The organism is Rhizobium sp. BK316 (assembly GCF_014193695.1).
Taxonomy (GTDB): Bacteria; Pseudomonadota; Alphaproteobacteria; order Rhizobiales; family Rhizobiaceae; genus Rhizobium.
Genome location: NZ_JACHZR010000006.1, coordinates 41,659 through 54,047, shown reverse-complemented (window position 1 = coordinate 54,047; position 12,389 = coordinate 41,659). Strand labels below are relative to the sequence as shown.

The window sequence follows — 12,389 nt, the reverse complement described above, 5'->3', positions numbered from 1 at the left end:
TTTATTTCAGTCTGTCGTGGGGGTGGGTGGCGGTCAGCCGCTGTAGTTCTCGGCCTCCAACCGCGTCACAAAGAAGTGGATGCCGTTGGAGCATTCCTCGGCCCAGTCCTCATCGAACTTGTCGGGCGTTATGCGCTGGCCGGCTACGTACTTCGTCTTGCGGTCGTGAAGCGAAATCCCGAACTCGCCGCCGATGACTTCGATAACATCGGCATACTCAGCGCGGCACTTGCGACCGAAGGCGTGAGAACGTTTTGCTTCTTCCGGAATGCGGAGCTTGACGATCACGCCATCCATGCACTTCTTCCAGCCGATGAGGGAGCCTTCGGGAAGAATGCGCGTCATGGCGATAGCCAATTCCGCATTCTTGGCGGAGCTCAGGTTGGCGGAGCTCAGGTCGGCGGAGCGCAGGTCGGCGTAGCGCAGGTCGGCGTAGCTCAGGTTGGCGTAGCGCAGGTCGGCGGAGCTCAGGTTGGCGTAGCGCAGGTCGGCGGAGCTCAGGTTGGCGTAGCGCAGGTCGGCGGAGCGCAGGTCGGCGTAGCGCAGGTCGGCGTAGCGCAGGTTGGCGGAGCTCAGGTTGGCGGAGCGCAGGTCGGCCTTTTCCTTGATAGCCCACTTCACTGCCAGGCCAAGCTTCACCGAAAGCAACGCGTTTTCGTCGCAGTCGATTTCGGCTGTGAACTTCACTTCGCCGCTGAAGCGGTCAAGAACGTTAAACTGCATGGTACCCTCTGATTGTTTGGTTGAATTATTCGGCTGCGATCTGTGTGAAATGGCGCTCAAGCCGTGAGCCCACTGACGGCGCAAGAACGATCACCGGAACCGCGAACGTGTCCGGGATGTCGGAGAAGCGCTCGTAGGAGAAAACCTCTCCACCGATCCGGTCGGCCCGACGCTTTGCCTTGGCATAGGTGCGGAATTCATCGGCATCCGTGCGGAATTCGGACCAGCCGTCGTAACGGGCGGTTTCGCAGCCGTCGTAATATTCCGTGGCAAAACCGGACCGGCGGGCAATCGCGTAACGCTTGATCATTGGCATGTCCGTATTCCTCTCTTCACACAGTCCCCGGCCTTCGCTTGGGGCGGGCGGGGCGGTGGGTGGGTGTGTTAGGCTGCGCGTTGATCTGTCAGGATGTTTTCGGAGAGCTTCTTCATGGTGGCTTGGAGCGGGTTGATAAACGCGACATCCATGCCGTTGTCCTTGCCAAGCTCGATAACGTTGGCGAGCGCACCCATGAACTGCTTCATGCGGGTCTCATCAGCAGAAGGCATGTCGGAAACGAATTTGTCTGCCTCATCCAGACATGCGATGATCGATCCGGCTCTGATGAACTTGTATTCGTGATTGAGGATCGCAGCTGCGGGAGCAGTCACGTCCTTCCACTTGAGGTAAACGTGGGGCTGGACGTTGCTTTCGATCGTGGCCTGTACGTTCGGCTCGCGAAGTCCCTTGGCCGTCATAGCCTGAGAGATTTCATCAACGCGCTTCTGGATTTCCTTGCTGTCCATCTTCATTCCCTCTCCGGTGAATCTGTTGGGCTGTAACGCGAGCCCTGCGCGGTTTCTGGTGTGGTTAGTAACGCTGGAACATGATGTCTTCGGCGGCATCACGAGCACTCGTGTTCGGCTCGTTCTTGTCGTACCAACGGGCCTCGTCGAGCGTGCACGGAGGCTCGCTCCAGCGGAGAAGGTGAGAGTCGATATCCGCCTTGAAATCCGCGGCACGACGAGCTTCGATCTGAGCACTAAGCCGTTCATGGGCTGCGCGAGTACGCGGCATCATGTGCATTTCATTCAAGATCATCGTCTCGCTCCTCAATCCGTTGGGGCAGTTTTCCGACATGCCCAGGTCGTATGCTTGGGGTGGATGATCAGCCGATCCGGTTTCTCAGTGCTTCGCTTTCGCGGGGTCATTCCGTTTCGGTTGATGTAGACATTCGTACGCTTTGTACGATTGCAGGTCAAGTACGCTTTGTACGATTTTCCTTGTTCGGGTGTTTTTTTAATCGTACATCACGGATGACGGCGCGATTGTCGCCTCAGCGGAATCTCAAAATTGGACAGGTGAAGATGGAAAACGAGCCGGAGTTATCCGATGCGGGAAGGTGGTATCGGAACAGGGACGAATGGATTCGCCACATCTTGGGGCGCTCGTATCTCTCCGCAGATTGCCAAAGGGTGGCTATCTTCATCGCCATGCACATGAACCGGCGCGACAATCACACTAAACACCAGCAAAAGACGATCGCCAAAGATCTGAACTTAAGCCCTTCGACAGTCAAACGAGCTGTCGCGAAGCTGGTCGATGAAAAACTGATCGACAAGGACCAAGTGCAGCGTGGAAGGCGCGGACGTGCCGTCAATCAATACCGGCTGATCTTCGCATGGGAAGTTCTCTAGGGTGCACTAGCGCCCCCTTGGCAAAGGTGCACTAGCGCCCCCCCTAATAACGGTAGGCTTAATAACATAGTTTGTTTGTTAATAAGGTTCTTGCTCTGAGGGGAGTAGTTGGAAGGGTGGGAGAGCGCTAAAAGCAGACTGAAATCCCGTCCGCTACTCACCCTTTTTTGATACCCACGTTTTCCCTATTGCTAACGTAGGGGTAGATTATATATTCGAATGCTCGGCCACGAACGATCCCTTATTTTTTTGCGAGGATCGCGGCGATTTTCGATAGGAGCGCGGCGGCTTCGGCGCGGTCAGCATCGTCAAGAGCGAGTACACCCCGAAGTGCTGCGCTTACGTCATTTATCGGGGACGGGTCGAAAGACTTTTCCAACCTGGACAAGATTTCAGCGTTCATGCTTCTGCCGTTGTCCACGGCGGAATGGGCGAGCTTTTTCTTCAGTTCCGGCGGGAGTCGCAAGTTATGACGAGGATCTTCGTGCTGTGGCATTATTGCCTTATGGGGGAAATTATCAGTGCTGAAAATGGTGCAAGTATGGTGGCAATGTGCCGTGGATGTGCCATGCTCTGAGGCGGGCGAATAAAAGGGTTGACTTACGGGTTAGGAAGATGTTCCTATTTCGTTCTCAAGAACGAGCAATTATCAGGTGCATTAAAAATCAACAAAAGGCAGGGTGGGGTTGTGTCGGGTGATATGGAATTAGCAGGGGCAGTCGAGAGTCTATCGGGGATGTCGGTTCAGGAGATTGCGGCAGTTAATGTCGTTCTCCATTGTTTTCTTTGCCATCGTTTTTCCGAGTGCGAGACTGCGCGGCAGCTCGTCGAACAACCTCTTTCGCTTCTGGAAGAAGTTCGGGTTTCTGTTCCGCAATTTGTCGAATCGTAGAGATCACGTCGAGTAAGGCGTTGACTACTTCGTTGCTGTCGGCCCCAGACATAACTGCCTCCGTTGCGGTGGTTTTGATGCGGTCCAGCCATTCCTCGGTCTTTGGAGGTTGACCGCCCGGTGGTTGGCCTTCCCCAAAAAGAAGCCAGCTCGCCGAGCAGCGAAACAGCCTGGCGTACATTGTCGCCGCCTTTTTGGTTAACGGCTTATTCCCGTTAGCGTGGCTGGTAATCGTATTCTGATTGATTTCACGAAATTTCCTTGCAGCATCAGCCGGCTTTTTGACGCCGGCAGCTTCCATCGCCATCTGCAATCGTACGTTCGGTGCGGTCATTGCCATCTTATGACTGAAATTTGTCGTCCAAGGTGTACGATTTGCGCTTGATTTATTCTCGTACGTTTTGTACGAATAGGCATGAGCAAAAATCCAAGCACTGTCCAAGACCTCATCTCCGAGTGGAAAACGATAGCTGGTTTCGCGGCCGATATGGGCTGCGGGTATGAGGCTGCTCGTAAGATGCATAAGCGAAATAGCATTGCTCCCGAGCACTGGCCCAAGGTGATCGCCATCTCCGCAGAGAAGGAAATAGAGGGCATCACCTTTGAGTGGCTCGCCCGCCAGCGCATTTCGCAGCAACCGGAGACTGCGGCATGAGCGCGATCAAATGTCCTATGTGTTCCAGCAATCTCCTCACGCCAGATCGTATCGAGAGGATGCTGGCGAAGCAGGAAGAACAGCTCGTAAGCGGAAAATCGCAGGATTGCACCGGAGAGCTTGATATCAATCCGGTTAGTCTCCTTCGCAAAGTCGTCTCCTCTGTGATCAATCATGGGCGGCAGGACATTCTCTGGGAGTTCCCTGAGCTTTTGGAATTTCTCGGGTCAAGGATACCGGCTCCTGAAGAAGTCGAACACCTGCATGGTATTGACCAACGCATGTTCGAAGCCAAGGCGAAATGGCCAAACCTCATTCGGGAGGACGGCACATGCTGAACGTCTCCGCATATCCGTTCTGCGCCGCTCGCCTCAAGTTTCAGCGCTGCAATCTCAGCGAAGAAGGCTTCACGAAGTTCTGGGCTGCGGTGAACGTTGCCACTGATCTCGACGATGATGCTCTGACAGAATTCGGTGGCTTCAATTTCGATGATCGATCCGATGAGAACGGGGAGCGGTTGCTCTCTCGTCTTGAACTGTTCATTCGCACGAAGGTGGCCGGTAAGAAAGCTAAGTCCGATATCGGTAATATGTCTTCGGCGGAAAGTAGTGTTCGCGCATTCCTTGGTGCCAATGGCGTCAAGGTGGGCAAGCTCGATGGTATCGAAGATTACTGGCGTGCAGCTCGCATCCTGTGGGGCGACCGCATAGATGCGAACCCAAAGGTCAAGGACGTTTATACCCTCGTCTTTCAACTCAATCGCATCCCGAAAAAGCAGCGCCCAAAGATTGCTCGCGGAAACAAGTCTCTTCTTCCAAACGAGTGGAGGGCCGCAGCATGACCCACCCATCCCCCAAGCTCATCACCGGTCTCCAATCGCCCATTGAGCCCGTTCATACAGTCCACCACTGCCCGACATGCGAGCGGGTATTGAGTGTCGCGGAATTCATTGAAAGGTTTTGCACCGACTGCAAGACATACACGAAGCCCGTTGCGGTGAAGGAGCGAGTAGCATGAGAAAGCTTGTCGCAATTGCATGCCTTTCCGTTCTCGCTGGCTGTGGCGTTGACCACACGAAGGCAAAACGCATTCTCGAAGGGCAGGGTTTGAGCGATGTCGTTATCGGCGGTTACTCATGGTTTGGGTGCGGTAAGGAGGACACATACCGTTCCTCGTTCACTGCGAAGGATGCCAAAGGGCACGACATCAGAGGCGTTGTCTGTGGCGGCGTTCTCAAGGGCTACACCGTGAGGTTCGACTGATATGACCACTTCCGGCAAACGTCTCATCCAGGCCGCACAGAAAGCCCGCTCTTCCGAAGAGTGGAAACGCTTGGAATCCGACTTCGACCGCATCATTGGCGATAGCCTTTCCATCCCGCATTGCGATGCAAGGGACGCTGTTGAAGCGGGTAGCGAACGCACAAATGAACGGAGATTTCGGCAATGAGCAATTTCCTATTGGCATTCGGTGGCGCGTCAATCTTCGTCACATTCTTCGTCCTCGCAGCCTGCCGTGTATATGGACGCTGTGCACGGGAAGAAATCGATGAGGCAGCTTTGGAAGGCGATCTGACCGCCTACGTCAAGCACCTCAATTCCACGGATGCCGCGTGATGTCGAACCGTACTCGACACGACTCCATCTTCGATGACCGCGATCGGCAGGCTGTTGCCTATAACCTGTTCAAAGCAGGCAACGATACCTCCGATATCGCGTCTTTCTTGCACATCCACGAGAGCGAAGCGCTTCGTCTTGTTTCGCAGCAGCGAAGCCTTCTCCTCGGTGTTCAGTCTCCATATCCGTCTGCTCCGGTTGGTAGCCTTAGCGTTCGGAATGTCTATCAACGTCTGTCGCTCAATAGCGGCGGTTAATTCCTTTCTCTGCACCGCCCGAACGAGGACCAACATAACGGGGTTTTCGTTCATGGACTGCTCAGAAAGTCAACATTCATCAGTCAAAACCAAAACAGGGAATGAGGCGAAAAAGATGTCGTGCGTAATCGACGCATTTAGCCCGGAGGAGGCGAGGTTACTCGCCAACAAAATGTATCGGCACGAGAGTGCCGGATGGGGCGATGAGGAGCGCGCCCTGAGCAAGGTTGCCCGTCAGTGCGGTATGTCGGCAATCAGCTTCAAGCGTCTGATGAAGGGGCAGAGGAAGGGTGTGGACGTTGGGCTTAGCAAGCGCATCCGTCTGGCCTACCTGAACCTCTGTAACTCCCTTATCGCGCAGCTACAGAACGACGTGAAGGCTATCGAGGAGACTCACGGCCATGATGCTGTGGCGGATTTTAAAGACAATGTGGACGATCTGGCGGCGCAAGTGCGCGCTGCGAAAGAGCGAGCGAAAGGACGCTAAACGTGATGACGACAATAGGCGATAACAGCCAAAAGGCAGAGCAACAGCGGCGAGTGACGCTCGCCTACTACCACCGGACAGACAGGGATATTGCAGCAAGGGCAAAGGCTCTCGCTGCCGACAAGAAAGCAAACCGGCTCAATGCCAAGGCCGCTGGCATCCCGTCATCGCAGCTCGACCATCTGCTGAAGTCCTTCGAGGCCGAAGACCAGCAGAAGCCGGTCGATAAGCTGAAGCGCGATATGGAGAATTTGGCCTATTTGGGTCTGATCCCCGATCCAAACATCAAGGGCGATCTGTTCTCGCGCGTTGATCGGGTTGATGCCGAAGGGATGATCCAAGCCAAGGGATTCTTCGCCGGACTGAACGGTCTTGACCGTGTCTCCTGTTACGATGCTGGGTCATCCGACGACAAGCTCTGGCTATCGTCTTACGACGCTGGACGCAAGGAATACGAAACCGAGTTGCCGGACATCATGGCCCGCATCCAGGCGCAGGCGACGAAAGAGGAACCCTCTCCACCGGCAGACTCCGATCCGTTCTCCGAAGATGAAGCAGCGTGAGGTGATCCATGGGCTGGCCTGACGCTTTTGCAACTGTTGGCGTGGCTGCATCGATAGCGGCGTTTCTTGTCGCCTTCTTCATCTGCACCACCCGCTAAGGGCACACGAATTTCGCAAGCCGGAATCCTCTCCGTCTTGGTTGGGTACGACACCGTCGCCCTAATCCTCCTCCCAAGAGGTGATGGTGAACTGGTCGGGGACGGCGCAAATGCCTCCCCGACATTTTCGAAAGGTTGGGTCAAATGGAAAAGATTGCATCTATCGTGCTGTTCAGCCTCGTTCTGACGCTTGTATCTCCGATCCTCGGAGTCGCGTTCGGAGCGCTCGCTGGTTGGCTTGTCGGCCTCGTGTTCTCAACTGAAATCCTCGGCTTCCTTCACCGGATCGGCGTCGATACCGAAGGCTTGACGATGTGGCAACTCGGAGCCGCACTTGGCTTCATCGGCGGCTATCTCAAGACCACCGTTCACAAGAAGGACTGAGGCCATGCGCAAGACAGTTCTTCTCACGGCGCTTCTCGTTGCAGGTTCTGCTTATGGGCACACAGCCCCGAGCGGCATGGAATACAGTGCCTACTGCTGTAATGGCGATGGCATGAGCGGAGATTGCCAGCCTATTCCATCCCGCAGCGTCAAGGCCGTCTCGGGTGGCTACCAAATTTCACTGAATCCGGGCGACCATCGCCTTGTGACGCGGCAACACGTCTTCTTCATTCCCTACGACAAGGTGCGCGAGGCGACAGACGGCGGATATCACGCCTGCCTCTATCCAGACGAAGACACCCTCCGCTGCTTTTACGCCCCGCCGCAATCATTCTGAGGGCAACGTCATGAAACCTAAAATCTCCGTCCAGCAAGAGCTTCTGCTCGCCTATCTCTCATCATGGGGGCCACTCGGTTCCATCGTCGCCTTCAACATGGACGATGCAGCCCATGACCTCGGCTACAAAGACAAGCGCAACATCTACACCATCGTCAACGAACTGGCGGATATGGGCCTTGCGCAGCGTATCAACTCCAAGCGGCGCTGGGGCAGAACGGAATTCGTCTGCCATGTCAGACCCGAGCAATGCGAAGTGGTCACAATCGCCCGCGTTGGCGCGCCAAAGGGCACGAAGCGTCAAGAGCATAGGAAGGTAACCAAGACTGAGAAAGCCACTCAGCGGCCTCCTGTGGCGGTTTCTGTGCCGAAGCCGGTAATCAAAACACTTATCCACTATGCCGGGTTCGATAAGCGGGAAAGGGCGTTCGCATGAGCATCCACGTCAAACAAGACTCATGGACCGACGCAGAGAAGACCATCGCCGTCCAGATGTGGCGCGACGAATACAGCTCGCAGCAGATCGCAGATCGTCTTAACCGCACGAAGAATTCCGTCGTCAGTCTAGCCAGGCGCGAGCGAGACAGGTTCCCGCAACGGCGCATGTCGCCGAGCTCGTCCAAACCGCACGAACCTTCCAAAAAGCGCTTCATGTGGACGAAAGAGCTTGAGGACAAAGCAGCGCGTATGTGGGCCGCTGGCGAACTGGTGGTGAAGATCGCCGCCGCTCTCGGGTGCGGTGCCACGACCATCAATGACAGGGCACATGAATACCGGCATCGCTTTCCGAAGCGCAAACGGATTCCGACCGTCGTTCGTATCAAGGGTATTCCCGAAGTTCCGGTTGAAGCCCTGATGAACAACAAGGCGAAGACGCACATATTCGATGCGGTGCAGTTTCAGTTGGAAGGCGTTGCGCCGGTCAAACTCATCGATCTCCAAGGAGGGCAATGCAAATTCCCGGTCGATAACGAACTGGGCCCGGACATGGGCTGCTGCGGTTCGCATATATCCGAACGTCACCCGTCCTATTGCTCTCATCATGCGCGTATTTCCTTCGGGCCGGGAACGGAATCCGAGCGGCGGGCGCATCGCGGAATGGAGAAGCTGTCTTGATAATCGCTTCATTCGACCCGTCAAAGCACACCGGTTACTGCTGGTACGACACTTCCAAGCATCATTCGGCTATCCGTTGCGGTGTCATGGAAGTGCCGAAAGGTTCCGACCATTATTTCACCGGAGACCAGATCGGCCTCAAGGTAACGCGGCTTATCCGTGAGCTTGGCAAGCCTGATTTTGTGGTGCTGGAAGAGCAGTCCCTAGCCAAGATCGGCAATACGAGCGCCGATGCAATGCTCTATCCCTGGATTGCTACCTCGGCCATTGTCGCCACAATATCCAACTTTGGAATCGCGTATGGAACAATACCGCCGGCAACATGGCGGAAGCTGTTCTTCGGTGAACGCTTTCAACCGCCGCTCGACAACAAGGGCAAGAAGGATTGGAAGGCCGCGGCGGTAGCCGAATGCGAGCGGCTGGAGATCACTCTGCCTGCACAGAAGGCAATCAGCCATAATGCCGCGGAGAGCTGCGCCCTTGCGATCTGCTGGCGGGGTGCAAAGCTCCATGCGCGTCGATACGAGCCTGCTTTCCTTGCCCTCCTGCAGCGCCGTAACGAGCGGAGTGCTGCAGCATGAACACTGCGACATCTGCACGCGGGCTATTCCGCGCGACTGGCAAGAAGTCAAAGCCCGTCGCCGTGCGCGACCTCGAAGGCAATATCGTCAAGGTGGACGCGCTGGAGCGTGAGAAGGACGAGTTTTACCCGACTCCGATCGAACCCATTCGCGCCATCATCCACGCCGAGATAGATCGCCTCAAAGATTTCCCTCTTATTTGGGGGCCGGCCTGTGGCACTGGCGTTATCGGCCGGGAACTGCGTGCGCATGGGCTGAATACCTACGATAGCGATTTGGTTGACCGTGGATGCGGAGCAGAGATCAAAAGCTTCTACGAATATTCAGAAGCCCCGGCGACGGCCATTCTTGAAAATCCTCCGTTTGCAGAATGTGGTTGGGGGAACGGCAAGGCCCGCTGGCTGAAACACGCTCTTGATGTTCTCGATGTCGAATACATGGGCCTCCTGATGAATTGGGGATGGCCTGGCGCTGGGGGGCTCAAGCAGTTCTACGCCGCGCACCCTCCGGCCCGCGTCTACCTCATGCGCTGGAAGATCGACTTCACCGGGCAGGGCGCTCCTCCCATGCTCAATGCCTGGTTCATTTGGGATAAGGCGCACAAAGGCGAAACCATTCTCCGCATGCTTGACCGCAATGACGCCCGTCAGGGGGAGATGTTCGCATGACAGCCCCCGCCCGTAATCTCCAAACGTCTCGCTCTGTCCCTGAAAGCCTTCTAGCAGAACAGCAGCTCATAGGCGCCATCATGATGAACGGAGACGCATTCGATGCAATCCGTCATCCACTGGAGCCAGAACACTTCTACGAGCCATTGCACGGCAAGATATACGAGGCAATGAAACAGCTTCGCGCCGATGGCAAGCGGATCACCACGGTATCGATCATGCCATTTATCCGGTCTGCAATGAAGGTCGGGGATCTGACCGTAGCGGAATACCTGGCGCTTCTCGTCAACAGCGCCTGCATGGTGATCATGGTCAACCAGCACGCGGAGGACATCATCAGAGCTGCCGCGGCTCGATGGGCTATCGAGGATGCGGAGGACATGATTGCCGCCGCCTATGATCGGTGGGGCACTGCTGGTTTTCTCGATGAGATCGATAGCCTAAGCCAGAAGATCCGCACCCGCTGCATGGAATTGTCCGCGAAGGAGCATGCGCGTCCCGGTGATTCCTACATGGACCGGTTTAATGCGTCGGCGGCCAATCAAGGTTCGGTCGGTGTTGCGGTGGGCTTGTCCGAACTGCGCAAGGTACTGAACGAGGATGTTTTCGAAGCCGGAAATTTCTACGGCCTTCTATCGGCAAGTAATGAAGGAAAGACGAGCCTCACCATCCAGATCATGCTCCACGCCCTCAAGTGCGGCCATCCGGTCCTCTTCCTCTCCTATGACCAATCGCAGGGCCAATGCGTAGCGCAGATGATAGCCCAGGTTTACGGGATCGACTCCAAGCAGCAGAAGAACCCGCATGGCCTGATGAGCCAATCCGAACAGGACCAGAGCATCAATTTCGCCACATGGATCAACACCCAGCCGATCGACATCATCCGCTGCCATCGCGAAAGCAATCCTCGCCTAATTGGTTACGCAAAGAACTTCATAGCCAAGCACAAAGGCGGCAAGACGCCATTCATCGTCATAGACCACATCAAAAAGATCAAGCCGCGCGACGAGCGGCAGTCTCCAGACCGCATTGCCGGCGAAATCAACGTCGAATGGAAATCCTTTGCGGACGAGACGAAGACGGCTGTTCTGATGCTCAATCAAAGAAACGGGGAGGGTGATCGTCGTCTAAACCCGCGTCCGATCAGCAAGGATCTCTATGGCGGCGCGGGCGCCCGTGAAGACTACGATGCCATCGTATATCTCTATCGCCCAGAGAAGTACCGCAAGGATATGCTGGCGACGGCTGGCCCGAAGGATCATGCAAACATAACCGCAGTCTTTGCGGAGTTCGGCGCGGATATCGAAACGGTCGCTGAGATCGGCGTCATCAAGAGCCGCTTCGGCGATACGTCCGTTACGCAGCGCCTGAAATTTGAGGCTCGATATACCCGCTATGTGTCCATGAGGTCCGAAGACCCGCAAGGGAGAATGATCTGATGGCGAAGCTCACCAAGGCCGAAGCCAAGGCGCATCAACAGGCTTGCGATCTACTCAGCAAAGATGTGCTGACTGAAGATGAGAAGTTCTTCGTTATCGACAACTGGCAGGAGTCCGCCTCGCATATCAACACCGTGGCCGGTGCTTTCTTCACCCCATACGAATTGGCGCGAGACTTTGCGATTGAGACGTTCTCGGGTCGAATGATCGACCTTTGCGCCGGCATAGGCATCCTCTCGTTCGCGGCAAGCATGATGCATCGCTGGAGCGGGACGCCGCTAGATATCACCTGTATTGAGATCAATCCCGACTATATCGCCGTTGGCAAGAAACTCCTCCCAGAAGCCAGATGGATCGAAGCAAGCGTCTTCGATGTGCTGGATATGGATCTGGGCCACTTCGATATCGCGATCAGCAACCCGCCCTTCGGCAAGATCAAGCGACCCGAAGGGAAGGGCGCGCCAAGATACACTGGCGCTGAGTTCGAATTCCATGTGATCGACATTGCCGCCCATCTAGCAAACTACGGCGCCTTCATCCTTCCGCAAATGTCGGCAGGATTCCGGTACAGCGGAGACCAGACCTATCGGCGAGATACCAGCGGCAAAGCCTTCGATTTCCAACAGAAGACCGGCATTTATCTCGGCCCGTCATGCGGCATCGATACTGCTTGCTACAAGGATGCCTGGCGCAGTGTATCGCCCATCTGTGAGGTTGTGTGCTGCGATTTCGAAGAGAAGGAAGTCGAGGCAATCACCTCAAAGCCCGCGGCAGATTCTGAGCCACAGCCGACAACACCAAATCCACCCGAGGCCAAGGGGCAAATGGACCTTTTCGGAGAGGCAGCATGAACGGAGCGCGGACACAGTTCGAAGACTTGGGCGCTTCGGGGCAGG

Annotated in this window: 23 protein-coding genes; 17 read left to right on the top strand and 6 right to left on the bottom strand. The window is 55.7% G+C overall.

Annotation, left to right across the window (positions count from 1 at the left end):
* Positions 1-33: 33 nt before the first annotated feature.
* From FHT87_RS25540 to FHT87_RS25525, 4 genes are all read right to left on the bottom strand, one after another.
* Positions 34-723, bottom strand: coding sequence for a pentapeptide repeat-containing protein (locus tag FHT87_RS25540; RefSeq protein WP_183805583.1), 690 nt, complete (start codon positions 721-723; stop codon positions 34-36).
* Positions 724-748: 25 nt separating this feature from the next.
* Entirely contained in the window at positions 749-1,039 is a 291-nt protein-coding gene (locus FHT87_RS25535; RefSeq protein WP_183805581.1) for a hypothetical protein, read from the bottom strand.
* 68 nt (positions 1,040-1,107) lie between these two features.
* Entirely contained in the window at positions 1,108-1,515 is a 408-nt protein-coding gene (locus tag FHT87_RS25530) for a hypothetical protein (RefSeq protein ID WP_183805579.1), read from the bottom strand.
* A gap of 58 nt (positions 1,516-1,573) precedes the next feature.
* Positions 1,574-1,804, bottom strand: a complete 231-nt coding sequence (locus FHT87_RS25525) for a hypothetical protein (protein ID WP_183805577.1) — start codon at positions 1,802-1,804, stop codon at positions 1,574-1,576.
* Positions 1,805-2,070: 266 nt separating this feature from the next.
* Between FHT87_RS25525 and FHT87_RS25520 the strand changes: the two genes are divergently transcribed.
* Complete coding sequence (locus tag FHT87_RS25520) at positions 2,071-2,400, top strand: helix-turn-helix domain-containing protein (RefSeq protein ID WP_183805575.1); 330 nt, start codon at positions 2,071-2,073, stop codon at positions 2,398-2,400.
* A 241-nt stretch (positions 2,401-2,641) separates the two neighbouring features.
* Here FHT87_RS25520 and FHT87_RS25515 read toward each other — a convergent pair whose 3' ends face one another.
* Positions 2,642-2,896 (bottom strand): Arc family DNA-binding protein, encoded by a 255-nt coding sequence (locus FHT87_RS25515; protein ID WP_183805574.1) that lies wholly within the window; start codon positions 2,894-2,896, stop codon positions 2,642-2,644.
* A 265-nt stretch (positions 2,897-3,161) separates the two neighbouring features.
* The gene (locus FHT87_RS25510) at positions 3,162-3,626 is read right to left on the bottom strand and encodes a hypothetical protein (RefSeq protein WP_183805573.1); all 465 of its coding nucleotides are present in this window, start codon (positions 3,624-3,626) and stop codon (positions 3,162-3,164) included.
* Between the two features lie 81 nt (positions 3,627-3,707).
* Between FHT87_RS25510 and FHT87_RS25505 the strand changes: the two genes are divergently transcribed.
* From FHT87_RS25505 to FHT87_RS25430, 16 genes are all read left to right on the top strand, one after another.
* Positions 3,708-3,947, top strand: a complete 240-nt coding sequence (locus FHT87_RS25505) for a hypothetical protein (protein ID WP_183805572.1) — start codon at positions 3,708-3,710, stop codon at positions 3,945-3,947.
* Positions 3,944-4,285: a hypothetical protein gene (locus FHT87_RS25500; protein WP_183805568.1), complete on the top strand. Its 342-nt coding sequence runs from the start codon at positions 3,944-3,946 to the stop codon at positions 4,283-4,285. The genes FHT87_RS25505 and FHT87_RS25500 overlap by 4 nt, the downstream gene beginning before the upstream one ends.
* Positions 4,279-4,788 (top strand): hypothetical protein, encoded by a 510-nt coding sequence (locus FHT87_RS25495; RefSeq protein ID WP_183805566.1) that lies wholly within the window; start codon positions 4,279-4,281, stop codon positions 4,786-4,788. Before FHT87_RS25500 ends, FHT87_RS25495 begins: the two co-directional genes overlap by 7 nt.
* 172 nt (positions 4,789-4,960) lie before the next feature.
* Positions 4,961-5,209 (top strand): hypothetical protein, encoded by a 249-nt coding sequence (locus FHT87_RS25490; RefSeq protein WP_183805564.1) that lies wholly within the window; start codon positions 4,961-4,963, stop codon positions 5,207-5,209.
* Between the two features lie 183 nt (positions 5,210-5,392).
* Positions 5,393-5,563 (top strand): hypothetical protein, encoded by a 171-nt coding sequence (locus FHT87_RS25485; protein WP_183805562.1) that lies wholly within the window; start codon positions 5,393-5,395, stop codon positions 5,561-5,563.
* Entirely contained in the window at positions 5,563-5,820 is a 258-nt protein-coding gene (locus tag FHT87_RS25480; protein WP_183805560.1) for a hypothetical protein, read from the top strand. Before FHT87_RS25485 ends, FHT87_RS25480 begins: the two co-directional genes overlap by 1 nt.
* A gap of 52 nt (positions 5,821-5,872) precedes the next feature.
* Complete coding sequence (locus tag FHT87_RS25475) at positions 5,873-6,307, top strand: hypothetical protein (RefSeq protein ID WP_183805558.1); 435 nt, start codon at positions 5,873-5,875, stop codon at positions 6,305-6,307.
* 5 nt (positions 6,308-6,312) lie between these two features.
* Positions 6,313-6,870, top strand: coding sequence for a hypothetical protein (locus FHT87_RS25470; protein WP_183805882.1), 558 nt, complete (start codon positions 6,313-6,315; stop codon positions 6,868-6,870).
* A gap of 242 nt (positions 6,871-7,112) precedes the next feature.
* Positions 7,113-7,352, top strand: coding sequence for a hypothetical protein (locus FHT87_RS25465; RefSeq protein ID WP_183805556.1), 240 nt, complete (start codon positions 7,113-7,115; stop codon positions 7,350-7,352).
* A gap of 4 nt (positions 7,353-7,356) precedes the next feature.
* Positions 7,357-7,689 (top strand): hypothetical protein, encoded by a 333-nt coding sequence (locus FHT87_RS25460; protein ID WP_183805554.1) that lies wholly within the window; start codon positions 7,357-7,359, stop codon positions 7,687-7,689.
* A 10-nt stretch (positions 7,690-7,699) separates the two neighbouring features.
* Complete coding sequence (locus tag FHT87_RS25455) at positions 7,700-8,125, top strand: hypothetical protein (protein WP_183805552.1); 426 nt, start codon at positions 7,700-7,702, stop codon at positions 8,123-8,125.
* Positions 8,122-8,805, top strand: a complete 684-nt coding sequence (locus FHT87_RS25450) for a GcrA family cell cycle regulator (RefSeq protein WP_183805550.1) — start codon at positions 8,122-8,124, stop codon at positions 8,803-8,805. Before FHT87_RS25455 ends, FHT87_RS25450 begins: the two co-directional genes overlap by 4 nt.
* A complete protein-coding gene (locus tag FHT87_RS25445; RefSeq protein ID WP_183805548.1) occupies positions 8,802-9,386 on the top strand; it encodes a hypothetical protein in 585 nt (194 codons plus the stop codon). Before FHT87_RS25450 ends, FHT87_RS25445 begins: the two co-directional genes overlap by 4 nt.
* A complete protein-coding gene (locus FHT87_RS25440; protein WP_183805546.1) occupies positions 9,383-10,054 on the top strand; it encodes a hypothetical protein in 672 nt (223 codons plus the stop codon). The genes FHT87_RS25445 and FHT87_RS25440 overlap by 4 nt, the downstream gene beginning before the upstream one ends.
* The gene (locus FHT87_RS25435; RefSeq protein WP_183805544.1) at positions 10,051-11,493 is read left to right on the top strand and encodes a DnaB-like helicase C-terminal domain-containing protein; all 1,443 of its coding nucleotides are present in this window, start codon (positions 10,051-10,053) and stop codon (positions 11,491-11,493) included. Before FHT87_RS25440 ends, FHT87_RS25435 begins: the two co-directional genes overlap by 4 nt.
* Positions 11,493-12,344, top strand: a complete 852-nt coding sequence (locus FHT87_RS25430) for a methyltransferase (protein WP_183805542.1) — start codon at positions 11,493-11,495, stop codon at positions 12,342-12,344. The genes FHT87_RS25435 and FHT87_RS25430 overlap by 1 nt, the downstream gene beginning before the upstream one ends.
* Positions 12,345-12,389: the final 45 nt, after the last annotated feature.

Bases quoted from the DNA above. Each gene is read 5' to 3' on its own strand.
- FHT87_RS25540 (WP_183805583.1), bottom strand. From the start codon at position 723: ATGCAGTTTAACGTTCTTGACCGCTTCAGCGGCGAAGTGAAGTTCACA.
- FHT87_RS25535 (WP_183805581.1), bottom strand. From the start codon at position 1,039: ATGCCAATGATCAAGCGTTACGCGATTGCCCGCCGGTCCGGTTTTGCC.
- FHT87_RS25530 (WP_183805579.1), bottom strand. From the start codon at position 1,515: ATGAAGATGGACAGCAAGGAAATCCAGAAGCGCGTTGATGAAATCTCT.
- FHT87_RS25525 (WP_183805577.1), bottom strand. From the start codon at position 1,804: ATGATCTTGAATGAAATGCACATGATGCCGCGTACTCGCGCAGCCCAT.
- FHT87_RS25520 (WP_183805575.1), top strand. From the start codon at position 2,071: ATGGAAAACGAGCCGGAGTTATCCGATGCGGGAAGGTGGTATCGGAAC.
- FHT87_RS25515 (WP_183805574.1), bottom strand. From the start codon at position 2,896: ATGCCACAGCACGAAGATCCTCGTCATAACTTGCGACTCCCGCCGGAA.
- FHT87_RS25510 (WP_183805573.1), bottom strand. From the start codon at position 3,626: ATGACCGCACCGAACGTACGATTGCAGATGGCGATGGAAGCTGCCGGC.
- FHT87_RS25505 (WP_183805572.1), top strand. From the start codon at position 3,708: ATGAGCAAAAATCCAAGCACTGTCCAAGACCTCATCTCCGAGTGGAAA.
- FHT87_RS25500 (WP_183805568.1), top strand. From the start codon at position 3,944: ATGAGCGCGATCAAATGTCCTATGTGTTCCAGCAATCTCCTCACGCCA.
- FHT87_RS25495 (WP_183805566.1), top strand. From the start codon at position 4,279: ATGCTGAACGTCTCCGCATATCCGTTCTGCGCCGCTCGCCTCAAGTTT.
- FHT87_RS25490 (WP_183805564.1), top strand. From the start codon at position 4,961: ATGAGAAAGCTTGTCGCAATTGCATGCCTTTCCGTTCTCGCTGGCTGT.
- FHT87_RS25485 (WP_183805562.1), top strand. From the start codon at position 5,393: ATGAGCAATTTCCTATTGGCATTCGGTGGCGCGTCAATCTTCGTCACA.
- FHT87_RS25480 (WP_183805560.1), top strand. From the start codon at position 5,563: ATGTCGAACCGTACTCGACACGACTCCATCTTCGATGACCGCGATCGG.
- FHT87_RS25475 (WP_183805558.1), top strand. From the start codon at position 5,873: ATGGACTGCTCAGAAAGTCAACATTCATCAGTCAAAACCAAAACAGGG.
- FHT87_RS25470 (WP_183805882.1), top strand. From the start codon at position 6,313: ATGACGACAATAGGCGATAACAGCCAAAAGGCAGAGCAACAGCGGCGA.
- FHT87_RS25465 (WP_183805556.1), top strand. From the start codon at position 7,113: ATGGAAAAGATTGCATCTATCGTGCTGTTCAGCCTCGTTCTGACGCTT.
- FHT87_RS25460 (WP_183805554.1), top strand. From the start codon at position 7,357: ATGCGCAAGACAGTTCTTCTCACGGCGCTTCTCGTTGCAGGTTCTGCT.
- FHT87_RS25455 (WP_183805552.1), top strand. From the start codon at position 7,700: ATGAAACCTAAAATCTCCGTCCAGCAAGAGCTTCTGCTCGCCTATCTC.
- FHT87_RS25450 (WP_183805550.1), top strand. From the start codon at position 8,122: ATGAGCATCCACGTCAAACAAGACTCATGGACCGACGCAGAGAAGACC.
- FHT87_RS25440 (WP_183805546.1), top strand. From the start codon at position 9,383: ATGAACACTGCGACATCTGCACGCGGGCTATTCCGCGCGACTGGCAAG.
- FHT87_RS25435 (WP_183805544.1), top strand. From the start codon at position 10,051: ATGACAGCCCCCGCCCGTAATCTCCAAACGTCTCGCTCTGTCCCTGAA.
- FHT87_RS25430 (WP_183805542.1), top strand. From the start codon at position 11,493: ATGGCGAAGCTCACCAAGGCCGAAGCCAAGGCGCATCAACAGGCTTGC.